The sequence below is a fragment of the Saxibacter everestensis genome, assembly GCF_025787225.1.
Classification (GTDB): domain Bacteria; phylum Actinomycetota; class Actinomycetes; order Actinomycetales; family Brevibacteriaceae; genus Saxibacter; species Saxibacter everestensis.
On sequence record NZ_CP090958.1, the window covers coordinates 1,578,878 to 1,594,997 of the forward strand.

Consider the following 16,120-nt stretch of genomic DNA (forward strand, 5'->3'; position numbering starts at 1 on the left):
CTGCCGGCTAGGTACTACCGGATGACCGCGTCGACCCCGCACACGGCGCAGCCGCCGCGACGGCGAACCCAGTAGGCGAATGTTGCCGCAGCGAGCGCGACGCCCCAGAGCGGCCAGAGCAGGGTCGGCACGAACGCAGCCCAGTTCTCGGCGATGTCTTTCTGCATCCCGATTCCGGTGCCCAGGGTCAGCTGCGCGATCATGCCGAGTCCCGCGGCGCAGACGATTACCGACATGGCTGTTCCCGGAACCACGGCCAGCGAAATCGGAACGCGTTTTCCGACGAGGCCGACCATCCAGCGTGGAAAGCGTTCGCCCCATGGGCGGACCAAGCCCGTGGTCAGCCAGGCGCCAAGTACGGCGCAGGTTGCCAGGCCGGCCCCGATTAGCTGGCCGCCCAACGATTCGGAGAACGTGTCGTCTATACCCAGCGGGATGCCAACCAGCCACAGATACCGGGTCAGCGCATAGACGAGCGGAATGCTGACCGCGACAATCGTGGCGATCCTCCCCCACCGACTAGCCATCTCAACGGTGGCCAATTCGGACTGACTTCCATCCCGGCCGCACCTGACGCATCGTCCGGATGCCGCCCGGCCGAAAATCGCGCGCGTCGCCAGCGTGCCGAGACCGGCGACTATGGCGACTGTCTGCAGCAGCAGCGAGAGATAGTCAAAGTTCACCAGGGCTGCACGCATTTCAGCGTCGAAGAATCCGCCGACGACCAGCATTGGGAGGTAACCGAGGTAGGCCAGATAGCCGGTGCCCGGAATTGTGGTCAGCATCACGACTCCGACGATGACGCCTACCGCTGGCAGAATACGGTGGCCGCGCGGCTTCGAGTTGCCCCGGCGGCCGCGCCTCGGTGACAGCGCCACCATCATGAGTGCCGTCGCCAGAGCACCGATTGACGCGAGCACAGCGACGGCCGGCGCGGCAACGCCAGGCGGTAGAAAAGTGAAAAGCGCCAAAGTTCCCTCGTCGCCGCCCCCGGGAAGCGGATTCCCCGCTGCGGTGCTTGTCATGCCGACGGCTGCCAGTGTCGTCAGCAGGACCAGCGTCAGTTGAGGGATGAGGCTGTTCCAACGCTGTGCGGAAACGTCGAGCGTCTCGGTAGCCGGTTTCGTCATGCCGATTCTCCTGACAGGGACTTTTGGTTAGTAGGCGCCGGCGGGTTCTCGGCAAGCCGGCGCCGGATGCCGTAGTTAATTGACGCGAGTGCTAGCGCCAGCGCCCAGAGCGGCCAGAGCAGCATCGGTAGCGTGATCAGGGGCCAGTCTGTCTCGACCAGCCCACCTTGAGCACCCACTGTGAAGGTCTGCAGCACAGATGTCCTTGAGGCGGCGGCAATCATGACGGCGACGATCAGTCCGGAGACGGTGGCCAGGCCGATCGGCACCCTTCGACCAGCGAATCCCGCCATCCAACGGGGAAAGCGCTCACCCCATGGCCGGATCAAGCCCGACGTCAGCCATGCCCCGAGCGAGGCTGACAGCGCCAGTCCCATACCCGCCCACAGAATCGGGGAACCGAACGGGGCGAAGTCGAAGCCCGGAACGCAAAAGAACATCAGCACCCTGGTCAGCGCGTACATCAAGGGTGCTTCCATAGCGATCTTGGTCCAGAATTTGGTGCGCCGGGCAGCCCGATCGAGGAGCACGGAGTGATCCGATCCCGGCCTAGCACCGCCGGCCGCAAGTCGTGCCCGGAGCCTGATGGCGATGGCTTTGCCGATTGCCGCAACCGTGCCGAGCAGCACGACCTGCATCACGAGTGGCAACGAAAGGTAGACGTCCCAGCCCAACTGGTCGAAACCCAGGGCTGGCCCGAGAACCATGAACGGCAGGTAGCCGAGCGCCATCAATATTGATGCGTCCATCAAGGCCAGCAGGGCGACGATCGCGATTCCGCCGATCCAGATCCCTGGCTCCTGTCGGCCGGTTCCGGAATTGCGTGGCCTGCGCAGCGCCAACCACAGCGAGCCGGCCAGAGCGAGCAGGCTGCAGCCGAAGAAGATGGCGTTTGCCGAGCCGTCCGGGTACAGGGTCAGGGCTGCGCCGAAGGATGAATCTGGATTGTCGAGCGGGTTGTCCGCGCTGTTGACCAGCCAGAACAGCCCCAGGATGCTGAGGAACAGGCTGAGTGCGACGGCCAGGTAGGCGGGATAATTCCGAAGCTGGATCGGTGCGGCTACGGTGTCAGGTCGGCCATCAGCTCCTGATGACGGGTGAAGGGGACGGGTAAGTGGGGCATTCTGGTTGCTCATATGCCCAGCCTTTCGCTCTTTCGTGGCCCTGGAATCCCCTGCGCTGGGGATTCCACTCCCCCGCGCGAGGTAGCGCCGGAAGGCCCGCGACTGACGTCAGGAATCGACGCTTGACGTCGCAGGAATCGACGCCGGGCTGCTCCGAGCCGTGCTTGATTCGTCCTGCGCAGCGAAAATTGGTTATCATGGTTAGTCGCTTCCCTATTTCGTTTGCAAGCCGCCGGCTGAGGGCAGGGCGGAAGAACGAAGACGGGCGCGGAGCGGAATACGACCTGATTTCTACGCGTTGTAGTTGTCGTACGTTCCTTGTCATGGAGACGTCCGGCAGGGAACTGAATCGGAAACATTGAGGGGTAACTATGAGTGAACGCAGCCTTCGCGGTACGCAGCTTGGCTCCCGCAGTCTGGAATCAGATGCCGGCGTAGAACCAGCACCGCGCCAGATTGCCGAATACGTGTGCCCGGACGGACACACTTTCACGGTGCCTTTCTCAGTCGAAGCTGAGATTCCGCCGATCTGGGAATCCAGCACCAACGGAACCGGAATCCTGAAGGGTGCCGAAGAGCCGAATGGCGAGCCGGAAAAGCACGTCCGCTCACATTGGGACATGCTTCTCGAGCGCCGAACGCCTGAAGAGCTTCAGGTCCTCCTCGATGAGCGGCTTGAGCTTCTGCGCGCGGGCCGGCTCAATCAGCGGAGTTCTTCCCGCAAGTAGTCTTTCCCGCCGGCGTCGCGGGGGTCCTCCGCCACAGCTGGTTCAGAGCGTCTTAGAGCCCAGCAGCTTGCGTAGCTGCTGGGCTCTATACATGACGCCCCACAACGTTGTTCGCCACAGTGCCTCGATCACGATCGCGCTGTTCATCTTGGACGCGCCGTGTTCCCGCTCGACAAACGTAATCGGCACCTCGCGAATGTCGAGACCGGCCTTCCGGGCTCGCCACGCCATATCGACCTGAAAGCAATACCCCTGGGACGCGATGGTCTGCATATTGAGCTTGTCGATGGCAGCGCTTCGGTACGCCCTGAACCCGGCTGTGGCATCCCGCAGTCCGATGCCTAGTACGGTGCGAACGTAGGAGTTCCCCGCCTTCGATAGCCAGGCACGATGCCTGGGCCAGTTCAGGATGGAACCGCCGGGTACCCAGCGGGAGCCGATCACCAGGTCTGCGCCTGATCGTATTCCAGCCAGCAGGGCGGGAAGATCCTCCGCACGGTGTGAACCATCTGCGTCCATTTCGACCATCACGTCGTAGCCGTGGTCGATGCCCCAGCCGAAACCGGCTATGTAGGCGGCTCCCAACCCATTCTTTGCCCGGCGGTGCAGAACGTGCACTTTATCGCTGTCTGCGGCTAAACCGTCCGCGATGTCCCCGGTACCATCCGGAGAATTGTCGTCCACGATCAGGATGTCGACTGCAGGGATGACCGCTCTCAAGGAACCAACGGTAAGGGCCAGAGAATCGCGCTCCTTGTAGGTTGGCATCACTATCAGGGTGCGATCAGTGGCTGGGTCCATGAGCCAAGCTTAGATGTCTGCCGGAACCACTACGGCGTTTGGTCCGGATTATGGCAGCCTTCGGGCCGAAAAGCGTCCTCGAGGGAAGACAAGTTTCGTTTTCTACTGACTGCCATAACCGGACCAAATGCCTTGTTCGGTCGGCACGACCAACTACGAAGTTACCTGTCTGCCGACGAGAGTCAACCCCTGCTGACCTGCGGCGATAAGCATCTTCGCAGGTCAGGGCGGTCGAAATATTCACCAATCGTTTTAGGAATACCGGCGTGTCATCACGCGTGTCGTGTCGTCCCGCGCAGAAACACGTCGGCGAAGGTCAAGGTGCACCGAATGAATTGTCGGCGAACAGGGTGACGCCGTCACGCACGGTCAGCAGGCAACGTGGCCGAAAGTGCGGATCGCTGAGATCGGGCAGACCCGGAGTGCCGGAGCGCGGATCTGTGCTCCAGGAGGCCAGCCGGTCGTCGGCAGCCTGGACGATCAGGTCGCCTGCGGCCCAAACGGCGAAGCTGGCGGGCTGGCCAGGGGCGATAACGCCTTTGCCGTGCTCGCCGGCGGCCCGCCATCCGCCACGGGTGTGCGCCGTGAAGGCCGCCCGGGCAGATATTCGTTCCGCCGGGCTGCTATGGAAGACAGCTGCGCGGATCGAGCCCCAGGGATCGAGCGGCGTGACCGGACAATCCGATCCGAGCGCCAGTGGGACTCCGGAGCCGATCATCGACCCGATGCGGTTCATTCGGGCCGAGCGCTGCGCCCCGACTCGATCGGCGTACATGCCCGAGTCGCCGCCCCACGCGGCATCGAAGGCGGGCTGGACGCTGACCAGCAGGCCAAGCCGCACCAGCCGCGCGATCTGATCATCGTCCGCGGTCACCACGTGCTCAAGCCGGTGACCGGCCGAACCCACCGCAGCCGTGCCCAATGCGGCGGTGGCCCGTTCGAAGCCGTCCAGCACGACATCGAGGGCGGCGTCACCGATGACATGGAATCCGGCCTGCAGCCCGGCCTGCGTGCTGCCCTGGACGTGCTTCGAGACTTGCTCAGCGCTCAGGTATGGCGCGGCCGGCGTCGCACCGCCCAGGTAGGGCGCACGGAACGCCGCCGTGCCCGAACCGATCGACCCATCCGCGCACAGATCGCCGGCCAGCCCGCGCAGACCGGGCAGCGTCGCCCGAAGCGCCTGTGCCTCTTCGACCGAACCGACCAGCTGGCCGCTGTAGAACATCACCTCCGGCAGGTCCTGGGCCGACTCGCAGAGCCGGATCAACACGGCAAGGTCATCGTTACCGGAAATTCCCGGCGCGGACATCTCGTGCAACGCCACCACACCCCGGGAGGCCGCGTGTTCGAGTGCGGCCCGCTGCACTTCCGCGCGCCGGGATGGCGTGAGTGCGCGCGCCGCGCGGCGCGCTCTGTCATGGGCGTCCTTCGTGACTAGGCCGGACTCGTCGAAGCCGGCCAGGCTGGACAGTCCGGCTTCGGCAATGAGGGTGCCGGATACCGCTGCGGAATGCACATCGACGCGTGCCAGGAAGACTTTACGGTTTCCCGACGCACGATCAAGCTCCTGCGCCGTCGGCGGGCGAGGGTCGCTCCAACGACTTTCGTCCCAGCCGGTCCCGGTGACCACAGTGGCATCGCTGGTTGCCCGCGCGGCCTCGGCAACCCGGTCGAGCACCTGCTGCACCGAGGTCGCATCATCGAGGCTCAGGCCCTCGAGCGACAGCCCGGTCTCGGTTACATGCGCGTGCGCGTCGACGAAGCCCGGGGTGACCAGGGCGCCGTCCAGGTCGACGACCCGTACATCGCCAAACATGTCTGCGGCTTCGTCGGAACCGACCCAGGCGATGCTGTCGCCATCCACGAGCATTGATGTCGCGAACGGATCTGCGGGACTGTGCACCTCCCCGCCGCGAAACAGGACACGCTGATTACTACTTGTGCTGGTCTTGGTCATGGTTTCTAGTTTGCCGCGTGCCGCGCGTCACACCCATGCCGGTGTCGTAGTCGGACGATATGGTCGTACTGTGACGAACCCAAAGGCGCCGCCAAACCAGCAAGCCACACTCGTCGTGGATACGCCGTCGCTGTACTACCGGGCCTTCTACGCACTGCCAACCAGTCTGACCGCTCCCGACGGCACTCCGGTGAACGCCGTTCGCGGGCTGCTCGACATGCTGGCGACCCTGATCGATGCGAACAACACGCCCAGTGTGCTTGCCTGTTGGGACAATGACTGGCGGCCGGAGTTCCGCACGGAGCTGATGCCCAGCTACAAGGCGCAACGCGTCGGGCCTGGTGGCGGTGAGGAAACTCCGGATGAGCTGTCCGCTCAACTCGACCTGATTCGAACCGCCCTGCGGCACGCGCAGATCCCGATTCTCGGCGTTGACGGGTACGAGGCAGACGATGTGATCGCCAGCGTGGTCGCCCAGAATGGGCAGCCAAGCCTGGTGGTGACCGGCGATCGCGACCTCTTCCAGCTTCTCGACGAGACCGATCGTGTGCAGGTCGTCTACCCCGGCAAATCGATCAAGGACGCGAAACGGATGACCAACGCAACGTTGGCCGAGCAGTACGGGGTGGAAAGCGGCGAGCAGTACGCGGCGATGGCTACCCTTCGTGGCGATCCTTCGGATGGCTTGCCGGGAGTGGCCGGCGTTGGTGAAAAGACCGCGGTGAAACTGATCAGGACCTTCGGCACCGTGGCGGGCGTGATCGCCGCCGCGCGAAGTGGAGACCGGAGCGGCGGCCTCAGCGACCGGATCGCGGCTGCCGTCATCGACGGCGCCGAGCAGCTTGCCCGCGCGGAGCAGGTGGTCAACACGGTCCGGAATCTGGACCTCGGCGTTACCGCCGACGAGCTCCCTGGCTATGGATTATTCACAACGGCCGATGCCGACCAGGCCTCTGCCTGGGCCGAGGACTGGGGCGTGGCGAGCAGTCTCGGCCGCCTGCTCGCCGCGCGGGAACGAGTTGCCACCGCGGCGGCAGGGGATCGCTGATGGTGCGCGCCGAGACGGCCGGCGAGGCGGAGCCTGCGCCGCTCACCAAGGTGCCGCTGCCTCTCGACGGACTGGGCTTCACCCGTCGCAGATCGCACTGGCATCGCGGTGCTTTGCTGGCTTTCGATCTCGAAACGACCGGGGTCGACCCGGCCCGGGCACGGATCGTGACGGCCACCATGGTGAAGATCCGCGGCGGTGATCCGGTCGGCCGGCACTGGATCGGCGAAACTTCCGAATGGTTGGTGAATCCAGGCATCGAGATCCCGGCCGAGGCTTCGGCCATACACGGGGTGACTACCGAAAGAGCGCGCCGCGAAGGGGCGGCCCCACGGTTCGTCATCGAATCTCTGCTGCAGTGCCTCGCCGACACTGCGGTTCGGGGCGAGCCCGTTGTCGGCCACAATGTCTGTTACGACCTCACGGTCCTGCATGCCGAGGCGGTTCGCTGGGGGCTGATCCCACCAAGTTCCAAGGAAGCTGGCTTAGGCTGGGTGATCGATACTCTTGTGGTGGATAAACAGCTGGACAGATTCCGTAAGGGAAAGCGCACGCTGGCACACACTGCGGCGCACTACGAAGTCCCGCTGGTGAATGCCCACAACGCGACTGCCGACGCGGTGGCGGCGGCGCGGGTTGCGGTAGCGATGGCCGAGAAATATCCCGCTCTGCGGGACTTGAGTTTGGAGGAGCTGCACTTGTCGCAGATTGACTGGAAGCAAGAGCAGGCGAAGGGCCTGCAAGAATGGTTGCGATCGCGCGATCCGCGAATCGTCATCGATGGCCGCTGGCCGGTGGCGATCTGATGGGACTGTTCTCAAAGCTGCTGAACCGGCCAGGCAGCCAGTCAGCGAAGGGTTTCGCCTGGACCGATGCCGCCCTCCCCCAGGTCGCTGAGCTGGAAGCCGACCTGAAACTGCTCAGCGACGACGAGCTGGGTGAAGCCGCTGCAGCAGCCTTTTCCGATTTCGCCGGGCGCGAAGCCCACATTCGATTTGCCGGTATTGCACGTGAGGCCGCTCGACGCACCCTTGACGAGAGGGCGTTCGATTCGCAGATCCTCGGCCTGTTCGGATTGCTCAGCGGCAACGTCGTCGAAATGGCGACCGGTGAAGGAAAGACCCTGGTCGGCGCGATGGCTGCCGCCGGCTACGCGCTGCAGGGCCGCACCGTGCAGGTGCTTTCGGTAAATGACTATCTGGCCGGCCGCGATCGCGAGTGGATGGCGCCGATGCTCGACCTACTCGGTGTGACCTCGGCAAGCATCGATCAGAACAGCACGCTTGAGAACCGGCAGGCTGCCTACGCCTCCGAGGTTTGCTACGCCGCTGTCAGTGAGGCCGGGTTCGACGTGCTTCGTGATCGATTCATCACCGAGGACGCCGAGAAGCGTATCCCCGAGCGCGATGTCGTCATCGTGGATGAAGCCGACTCGGTCCTGATCGACGAGGCGCGGGTGCCCCTCGTGTTGGCCGGAAGCACTGAAATCGATCCGGCCGATGCCAAGATCGCCGAGCTGGTCGACGGCCTGAGCAAAGACGAACACTACGATGTCAGCCCGGACGGCCGAGCCGTCAGCCTGACCAGCGACGGAATCGATCTGGTCGAGGAGAAGCTGGGCGGAATCGAACTCTACGGCGACGACTCGGAGACACTTGCCGCGGTCAATCTTGCGCTGTACGCCAAGGCCCTGGTGCACCGCGATGTGGATTATCTGGTTCACGGCGGCAGGGTGCGGCTGATCAGTGACTCCCGAGGTCGGATAGCCCAGCTGCAGCGCTGGCCGGACGGCCTGCAGGCCGCGATCGAGGCAAAGGAAGGCCTCGAAACCACTGAAAGCGGAGAGATCCTTGACAGCATCACAGTCGAAGAGCTCATCACCTCGTATCGGCTGATCTGCGGAATGACCGGAACCGCTGTGGCCGTCGGCGACGACCTGCGCGAATTCTACGATCTCGAGGTCGTCGTGATCGAACCAAACCTTCCGCTGCAGCGAGTGGACGAGGAGGACCGGCTCTACATTATGGAGTCCTCCAAGGAAAAGGCGCTTATCGCCGAAATCGTCGAGCAGCATAAGACCGGCCGACCGGTTCTGATCGGTACCCGGAGCGTGTCCGACAGCGAACGTCTCGCCGAGCAGCTCTCCGAGAAGGGTGTCGCCGTTCAGGTGCTTAACGCCAAGGACGACAGCCGGGAGGCTGAGATCATCGCCCGGGCAGGCACGAAAGGCACCGTCACCGTGTCAACCCAGATGGCAGGCCGCGGTACGGACATCCGCCTCGGCGGAGAAGAAGTCGCCGAGCTCGGCGGGCTGTTAGTGATCGGAGCCGGGCGTTACCAGAGTTCGCGCCTCGACGACCAGCTGCGCGGACGTGCCGGGCGTCAGGGCGACCCCGGGCGTTCGATCTTCTTCACCAGCCTCGACGACGAACTGATGCACCGCGTTCCCGAGGCAAGCCGTTTCGTCACCGCCGGTGACGACAAAGGGCGAATCGACAACCGGCGCGCTCAGGCACTGGTTGAGCATGCCCAGCGAGTGGCCGAGGGCGAGAACACCGCGATTCACCGCGACACCTGGCGGTTCAACCAGCTTGTCCAGAAGCAGCGCGGCTTGGTGCTGGAAAAACGCTCCAGGGTACGCAAGGACGGCGAGGGCCAGGACGATGTGCGCGCGAAGGCCAAGGACCGCCTTGTTGAGGTCGAAGCCGAGTTCGGCGAAGAGGTGGTCGCGAAGGCGCTTACTGAGACTCTGCTGTTCCACCTGGACGAACGGTGGGTCGAGCACCTCGCCTTCCTGACCGACCTGCGCGAGGGCATCCACCTGCGCACCCTGGCGCGGGAACGTCCCCATGAGGCGTTCAATAAGGAATCGATTCAGGCATTCGCCTCGTTCTGGCCGGATGTCGTGGACACAAGCGCCGAGGCAATCGAAGCGGCGGAGTTCACCAGCGAGGGCGTGGACCTGCCGGCACACGGGATGAAGCGCCCAAGTTCCACCTGGACCTACCTCACCACCGAAACAACCTTCGGCTCGGATATAGAGACGTTTGTGAAGAAGGTGCAGCGCAAGTAGCTTGTGATGCCGTCGAGCGATTCAGCTCTGCCCTGGACGTCAGACGGCTGAGTATCCCACGACGCCGCGGCGCACCTTCTCGATCGCGGTCCGAACCCGTGGCTGCGTTTCACCGTCGGAGACCTTCGCCACCTGGTCCAGCAGGTCCAGGACCTGTTTCGCCCAGCGCACGAAGTCTCCGGCGGCGAGGTCGGTGCCGCGCAGCACGGCATCGAGATTCCGCCCGTTCGCCCACTTGAACATCGGCCACACAAGGCCAAAATCCGGTTCTGCGGTCCGCGGAAGCTTATGCTGTGCCTCAATGTCGTCGAGCTCGGACCAGACCTTCACCAGCGAATCAAGGGACGTGGACAGCCGTGCGCTGGGCAGGCGCTCGATAATCCCGGTTTCCTCGCGACGGGCCGAAAAGACGAGGGTCGAAGCCAGTGCCGCAATTTCCGGGGCATCGAGGCCCTCCCAGATCCCTGCCTTCAGCGACTGAGCCGTGAGCAGGTCCTTCTCGCCGTAGATGCGCCGGAGCACGGACGTATTGTCCGGCAGGTACCCGAGCTTCTCCAGTACCTCGCACACGCGGTCGAACACCCGCGCAATCGAGTTGGTTCTGCCCCGGATCTGACGGACCAGGCCGTCGGTGTCCTTACGCAGGTTCCACCAGCGTTCGGCAAACCGGGCATGCGTCTCACGGTCCGGGCAGCCATGGCACGGGTTGGCCCGAAGGGCCTTGCGGAGGTCATCAATCCGGGCGTCCTCAGCCGCCGTGCGCTGAGGTTTGGTCATCCGGCTGTCGCCAGCGGCAGGTGGCAGCCCGCCCTCGTTCACCGCATTGCGAAGCGAGGAGGAGAGATCGCGGCGGGACTTGGGGCTGCGGGCATCGAAACGTTTCGGTACCTTGATTCGCATCAACGCTTCGACGGGCTCCGCAATGTCGCTTTCCCGCAGCACTCGCATATGCCGGTCGACGGTCAGAATTGTGGGCAGCTGCACGGAACTCTTGCCGACCCGGCCTGGATGAATCACCACTCCGATCGCCGCGCGTCGTCCACCGGACACCTCGATGACGTCGCCAAGGGCGAGTGCCAGCATCGACTCCTCGATGGCACGGCGTCGGAGTCGTGACGTCCCGGAGGCTGCCCGCTTCTCCGCCGCCCCAAGCTCACGACGCAGCTCAAAGTACTCGGAGAAGTCGCCGAGATGGCATTCCATCGACGCGGCGTAGCCCGCGAGGGCTTCCTCGCGTTGACGCACCTGACGGGCGATGCCGACAACCCCCTTGTCCGCCTGAAACTGTGCGAACGAGGTCTCCAGGACCTTTCGAGCCTCTTCCCGGCCGACCTGAGTCACCAGGTTGGCGGACATGTTGTACGTCGGTCGAAAACTCGACTTCAGCTCGTAGGTGCGCCGTGAGGCGAGACCGCCCACACCCGAGGGATCGATCCCCGGTGCCCAGAGCACGACCGCGTGGCCTTCGACGTCGATTCCGCGGCGGCCGGCCCGCCCGGTGAGCTGGGTGTACTCCCCCGCGGTGATCTCCGAGTGAGTCTCGCCATTGAACTTGACCAGTTTCTCCAGCACCACGGTGCGGGCCGGCATGTTGATGCCGAGCGCAAGCGTTTCGGTGGCGAAAACCGCCCGCACATAGCCGGCGAGGAAAAGCTGCTCGACCAACTCCTTGAACGTGGGAAGCATGCCGGCGTGGTGGGCCGCGAAGCCGTGGATCAGTCCGTCCCGGAAGCTGGCATAGCCGAGCACGTCGAGGTCCTCGCTGGAAAGGTCGGCGCAGCGTTCCTCGACGATTGAGCGAATGGTGGCACGTTCCTGTGGCGTGGTCAGCGACAGCTTCGCCGATAGGCACTGGTGCACCGCGGCGTCGCATCCGGCCCGGGAGAAAATGAAGGTGATCGCCGGAAGCAACCCTTCGGCATCGAGGCGCTTCAGCACCGCGATCCGGGATGCTTTCGGGACGACGCCTTCAGCCGGGCTGGTTCCGCGCCTGCTGTCGTTGCGACGGTTTCTGTTCCGCCGATGACCTGGCTGACCGAGGCGGCTGCGGCGAGATTCCTGTTCCGCAAGTTTCAGCAGTTCAGGGTTGACCCGAGTGGAATCGTCGCTTTCGAAAAGATCGTAGAGCGAGGTGCCCGCCATAATATGCTGCCAAAGTGGCACCGGCCGGTGTTCTGAGACGATGACGTCTGTCCTGCCGCGGACTTCGGCCAGCCAGGCGCCGAACTCCTCCGCGTTCGAGACGGTTGCGGACAGCGAGATGAGGCGCACCGGCGCTGGAAGGTGAATGATGACCTCCTCCCAGACCGGGCCGCGAAAGCGGTCGGCGAGGTAGTGCACCTCGTCCATCACGACGTAACCAAGGCCATCCAGCGCGGCGGAGTCCGCGTAGAGCATGTTGCGCAGCACCTCGGTCGTCATCACCACGATCTGGGCTTCACCGTTGATGGTCAGATCGCCGGTCAGCAGGCCGACCGATTCCTCACCGTAGACGGAGACGAGTTCGGCGTACTTCTGGTTGCTCAGCGCCTTGATCGGTGTGGTGTAAAAGGCTTTCTTGCCTTGCGAGACGGCCAGGTGAACACCGAACTCCGCCACCACTGTCTTGCCCGCCCCGGTCGGCGCCGCGACCAGGACTGACCTTCCCGCTTCGAGGGCGATGCAGGCCTGCTCCTGGAATTCATCGAGCTCGAAGCCGATGCCGGCTGTGAAGGCGGCCAGTTCAGTCCTGGCGGCCTTCGCCTGCTGCCGCGCGTGTGCGTATCTTTCGGCGGGCGTAGACATGGTTCCACCCTAGTTGTTCGATGCTGCCGTAACAGAACCCGGCCCGGTGGGCGAAGAGCTACTCGTCGGCCTCGTCCTCATCGGGAACCCAGGTGCCGTCGGCAATCGCCCTCGCCTTTCGCCGCTTGTCGCCCAGCACGCACACTCCCCAGGCCAGCATGAACAACAGCAGCATGGGAAGGACGAGAAAGAACATCGACAGCGCATCGGGCGACGGGGTGGCCACCGCGGCGAAGGTGAACACGATAAGCACAATGATCCGCCAGGACTTGAGGATGCGTTTGGCGGTCAGAATACCCATCAGGTTCAGGCCGACCATTATCACCGGAAGCACGAACGCCAGTCCGAACACCAGGATGATGACCATCACGAAGGTCAGGTAGTCCTGTGCCGGGATGATGTTGGAAGCGCCCGAGGGGGTGAACTCGGTCAGCGCCTTCACGGCGTTCGGTAGCGCGAAGAACGCCAGCGAGGCGCCGCCCAGAAACAATGGAACTGCTGCCGCCAGGAAGCTCAGCGAAAACCGCCGCTCCTTCTTGGTCAACCCAGGGGTGACGAATGCCCAGACCTGGTAAAGCCAGACCGGCGAGGTGATGATGATGCCGATGAACAACGACATCTTGATCTTCATGTCGAAGGCGGAGGCGACCCCGGCGAAGTTCACCTCGGCGTTGCGTCCTTCCCGGCCGCCGACCTCGAGAACGGGCCGCTGCAGGATTTCGAACACCACGTCGTAGAGAAACCAGCCGGCCACTCCACCGAGGACGATGGCGACGGCAGCGATGATGAGGCGATTGCGCAGCTCGATAAGGTGCCCTTTTAGGGGCATTCGCCCTTCGGGATCTCTCGTGCGACGCGCCAATGTCCGCGCCACGCCGGTCTAGGCGTCAGAGCTGCCGTTGGGACGGCCGGTCTGCTCAGGGGTCTGCTTCGGGGTCTGCGGAGTGTCGACTACCCGGCCTTCCAACGGCCGCTGTACCTGGCGGTCTGCGTCGTCGTCTTCGTCATCGGGCTTGTCGTCCCGGAGATCCTTGACCTCTGACTTGAAGATCTTCAGGGACTTGCCGATGTTACGAGCCATCCCCGGCAGTTTTGGCGCACCAAAAATGAGCAGAATAACGATCAACAGAATAAGAATGTGCCACGGCTCTGGTCGCATGGTGCTGCCTCCTAGGAAGGGACGTCTCTAGTCAATACTACGTGCACCGCCAGCGCGATGTGCGCTAGCGTGAGCTTTTCTGTTTCGCTCTAAGCTTTGTGCGCCGGTCGCGAATGCGCCGGGCCCGAAGCTGCGTCGGGTCGGCGAAAATCGCCAATTCGGCTTGAGATTCACTGGCATCTCCCAGCTGCTCGACCTGATCCGTCAGCTCGGCGAGCTTCTCGCCGGTATCGGCGACCTCTTCCATCAGCGTGACGCCCTTGCGGAACAGCGTGAAGCCGAGGTAGGCCAGAATCGCCAGAGCCGCCAGTACCAGAACGGTCCACAGTATTACCCACATCCACCAAGTCATTGTCACTAGCCTAACGTCTGGGCGTATCGGGTCAGAGCAGCGCGCGCTACCTGAGCTGCGTCGAGGTTGATGCCTGGTGGATTCACCACGCGCGCGCTACCGCCCTCGCGAAGCAGAAGGGGGCCAAGCCAGGCGGTGTCCGCCGTGCGCAAGGTGACTTCGAGTCGCCCCTCGGGTAGGTCCCTGCTGGTTTGGATCGGGTAGTATTCGGCGATCCAGGCGGACTGCGGATCGAGTTCAAGCGTGACCTCGATATCGGTCTCCGACGGCGCAAAAATTCCCTTGTCCAGATTTCGGGATCTGGCGCTTGCCGGAGGGGTGCCTGCCACGTTCAGTACCTCGATGTCTGAAATCCGGTCAGTGCGGAACAAGCGGACGTCCTCCGCCCTATGACACCACCCCTCGAGGTACCACTGGCCGTCGGAAGTCAGAAGGCGCATCGGGTCGACGTCCCGTTCGGTGACCTCGTCGCGCTGCGGCACCAGGTACTTGATGTGAACCCGTCGGCTGGTGCTCAGGGCGCGACGCAGGTCAGCTATGACGTTCTCGGCGCCCGCGCTGTCCAGGTCTACCCGAACCGAGCGCGCCGCCGCGGACGAGTCCCCGGTGGCTTCGGTCAGCTTTGCCAGCGCGCTGTCCAGCGATTCCCGGTCGTGCAGCCCCGCGACGTCGGCGAGGGTTCGCAGGCCCACGATCAGGCTCAGGGCCTCATCGAACGACAGGCGCACAGGTTTGGCGAGTTCCTCGGCGTTGCCGAGGAACACCTGGCCGGATTCCCAGTCAGCCTCGATCAGGTCATCCGGCATATGGCCGGGGGTTCCGCAAACGAACAACAACTCGAGGTCGGACACGACATCGTCTTCGCTGATGCCGAAGTGCTTTGCGGTCTCGGACAGCGCCACCCCCTGATGGTCAAGGAGATACGGCACCATGGCGAGCAATCGCGACAGGTGGTCCGGCGCCGGTACGACGGCCATCTACTCAGCCTCCTCAAGGAATCGTTGCAGATGGTTGATGACGGCCTGCCGGAGCGATTCCGGAGTCAGAACGTAGACGTCCGGCCCGTAGCTGGCCAGTTCTGCCGCGAAGGACCGGGTGTCGGTGAACCGGATACTGATCTCATCGCCGTCCCAGTTGTTCGGCTCTTCCACGCCCCGCTCCGCCCGCATCCGCAGTGAATGGGCCGTGCCGGGGGCTAGCTGCAGCTTGGCCGTCTGCTCCACCACGTCGCTCGATCGTGAAGCCAGGACGGCACGAGCGTCGAAGTCATCCGGAATTGTGTAAGCGCCGGGCTTGCTGTCAGATTTGACGTTGCCTTCAATGCGGGAAAGCCGGAAAACCCGCGCCGCGTCCCGATCGAGGTCGTAACCACTGACGTACCAGCGCCCATGCCAGGTCAGCAGGCCCCAGGGCTGCAGCCGGCGCAGGGTCGGAGCGGACTGGCCGCCGGGTTTGCGGTAACTGAAGGTGACGACGGTTTTGCTGATCACCGCACGGTACAGCGGCGCGAACGCAGGCTCGGACGTTCGTACCCTCGGCTCGACGCCGATCAGCGACTCCTGGTCGGCTTCGACGCCGAGTGCCTTGAGCTTGGTCAGCGCACGTGCCGCCGGGCCGGCAAGTGATGCCTGTTGCCAGACCCGGGACGCCAGGCCAAGCACGGTGGCTTCGGCCTGGGTGAAGTTCAGCGGCGGCAGCTCATAGGCTTCCCGATCGATCTTGTAGCCCATCGTGGTGGTGTCGTCATCGAAATAGGACTCGGATGATCCGGTCAGCACCGGAATGCCCAATTCTCGTAAATCGTCCTTGTCCCGCTCGAACATGCGCTCGAATGCGTCGGACGACTTTTGGGTCGAGTACTGCGGCACGGCCTGCCGGATTTGTTCCTTGCTGAGCCAGGTACGCGTCCACAGCAACGCGATAACGAGATTGAGCAAACGTTCAGTTCGCTGGGAAGACACAGA

14 protein-coding genes are annotated in these 16,120 nt (G+C 63.8%); 4 read left to right on the forward strand and 10 right to left on the reverse strand.

Annotated features, from left to right (window positions below):
• Nucleotides 1-14 precede the first annotated feature (14 nt).
• Nucleotides 15-1,130, reverse strand: a complete 1,116-nt coding sequence (locus LWF01_RS07610; RefSeq protein ID WP_349640435.1) for a hypothetical protein — start codon at nt 1,128-1,130, stop codon at nt 15-17.
• Nucleotides 1,127-2,266, reverse strand: a complete 1,140-nt coding sequence (locus tag LWF01_RS07615) for a hypothetical protein (RefSeq protein ID WP_349640436.1) — start codon at nt 2,264-2,266, stop codon at nt 1,127-1,129. The genes LWF01_RS07610 and LWF01_RS07615 overlap by 4 nt, the downstream gene beginning before the upstream one ends.
• Before the next feature lie 359 nt (nt 2,267-2,625).
• Here LWF01_RS07615 and LWF01_RS07620 point away from each other — a divergent pair, with 359 nt between their 5' ends.
• On the forward strand, nt 2,626-2,982 hold the full coding sequence (locus LWF01_RS07620) for an RNA polymerase-binding protein RbpA (RefSeq protein ID WP_349640437.1): 357 nt from the start codon (nt 2,626-2,628) through the stop codon (nt 2,980-2,982).
• A gap of 42 nt (nt 2,983-3,024) precedes the next feature.
• Here LWF01_RS07620 and LWF01_RS07625 read toward each other — a convergent pair whose 3' ends face one another.
• Together LWF01_RS07625 and LWF01_RS07630 are read right to left on the reverse strand one after the other, a co-directional pair.
• Nucleotides 3,025-3,783, reverse strand: coding sequence for a polyprenol monophosphomannose synthase (locus LWF01_RS07625; RefSeq protein WP_349640438.1), 759 nt, complete (start codon nt 3,781-3,783; stop codon nt 3,025-3,027).
• Between the two features lie 316 nt (nt 3,784-4,099).
• A complete protein-coding gene (locus tag LWF01_RS07630; RefSeq protein WP_349640439.1) occupies nt 4,100-5,740 on the reverse strand; it encodes an amidohydrolase in 1,641 nt (546 codons plus the stop codon).
• A gap of 70 nt (nt 5,741-5,810) precedes the next feature.
• Between LWF01_RS07630 and LWF01_RS07635 the strand changes: the two genes are divergently transcribed.
• The 3 genes from LWF01_RS07635 to secA2 are packed head-to-tail and all read left to right on the forward strand — an operon-like array spanning nt 5,811 to nt 9,861.
• Nucleotides 5,811-6,788: a 5'-3' exonuclease gene (locus LWF01_RS07635; protein ID WP_349640440.1), complete on the forward strand. Its 978-nt coding sequence runs from the start codon at nt 5,811-5,813 to the stop codon at nt 6,786-6,788.
• Complete coding sequence (locus tag LWF01_RS07640) at nt 6,788-7,594, forward strand: exonuclease domain-containing protein (protein WP_349640441.1); 807 nt, start codon at nt 6,788-6,790, stop codon at nt 7,592-7,594. Before LWF01_RS07635 ends, LWF01_RS07640 begins: the two co-directional genes overlap by 1 nt.
• Nucleotides 7,594-9,861 (forward strand): accessory Sec system translocase SecA2, encoded by a 2,268-nt coding sequence (gene secA2 / locus LWF01_RS07645; RefSeq protein ID WP_349640442.1) that lies wholly within the window; start codon nt 7,594-7,596, stop codon nt 9,859-9,861. The genes LWF01_RS07640 and secA2 overlap by 1 nt, the downstream gene beginning before the upstream one ends.
• 39 nt (nt 9,862-9,900) lie before the next feature.
• Here secA2 and LWF01_RS07650 read toward each other — a convergent pair whose 3' ends face one another.
• The 6 genes from LWF01_RS07650 to LWF01_RS07675 all read right to left on the reverse strand — a co-directional run bounded on the left by LWF01_RS07650 (nt 9,901) and on the right by LWF01_RS07675 (nt 16,117).
• Nucleotides 9,901-12,645, reverse strand: a complete 2,745-nt coding sequence (locus LWF01_RS07650; protein WP_349640443.1) for a DEAD/DEAH box helicase — start codon at nt 12,643-12,645, stop codon at nt 9,901-9,903.
• Nucleotides 12,646-12,703: 58 nt separating this feature from the next.
• Nucleotides 12,704-13,474, reverse strand: a complete 771-nt coding sequence (tatC, locus tag LWF01_RS07655; protein WP_349640444.1) for a twin-arginine translocase subunit TatC — start codon at nt 13,472-13,474, stop codon at nt 12,704-12,706.
• Nucleotides 13,475-13,525: 51 nt separating this feature from the next.
• Nucleotides 13,526-13,804, reverse strand: coding sequence for a Sec-independent protein translocase subunit TatA (gene tatA / locus LWF01_RS07660; protein WP_349640445.1), 279 nt, complete (start codon nt 13,802-13,804; stop codon nt 13,526-13,528).
• A 64-nt stretch (nt 13,805-13,868) separates the two neighbouring features.
• The gene (locus LWF01_RS07665; protein ID WP_349640446.1) at nt 13,869-14,156 is read right to left on the reverse strand and encodes a hypothetical protein; all 288 of its coding nucleotides are present in this window, start codon (nt 14,154-14,156) and stop codon (nt 13,869-13,871) included.
• 5 nt (nt 14,157-14,161) lie between these two features.
• Nucleotides 14,162-15,133 (reverse strand): helix-turn-helix transcriptional regulator, encoded by a 972-nt coding sequence (locus LWF01_RS07670; RefSeq protein WP_349640447.1) that lies wholly within the window; start codon nt 15,131-15,133, stop codon nt 14,162-14,164.
• A complete protein-coding gene (locus LWF01_RS07675; RefSeq protein WP_349640448.1) occupies nt 15,134-16,117 on the reverse strand; it encodes a helix-turn-helix transcriptional regulator in 984 nt (327 codons plus the stop codon).
• Between the last annotated feature and the right edge of the window lie 3 nt (nt 16,118-16,120).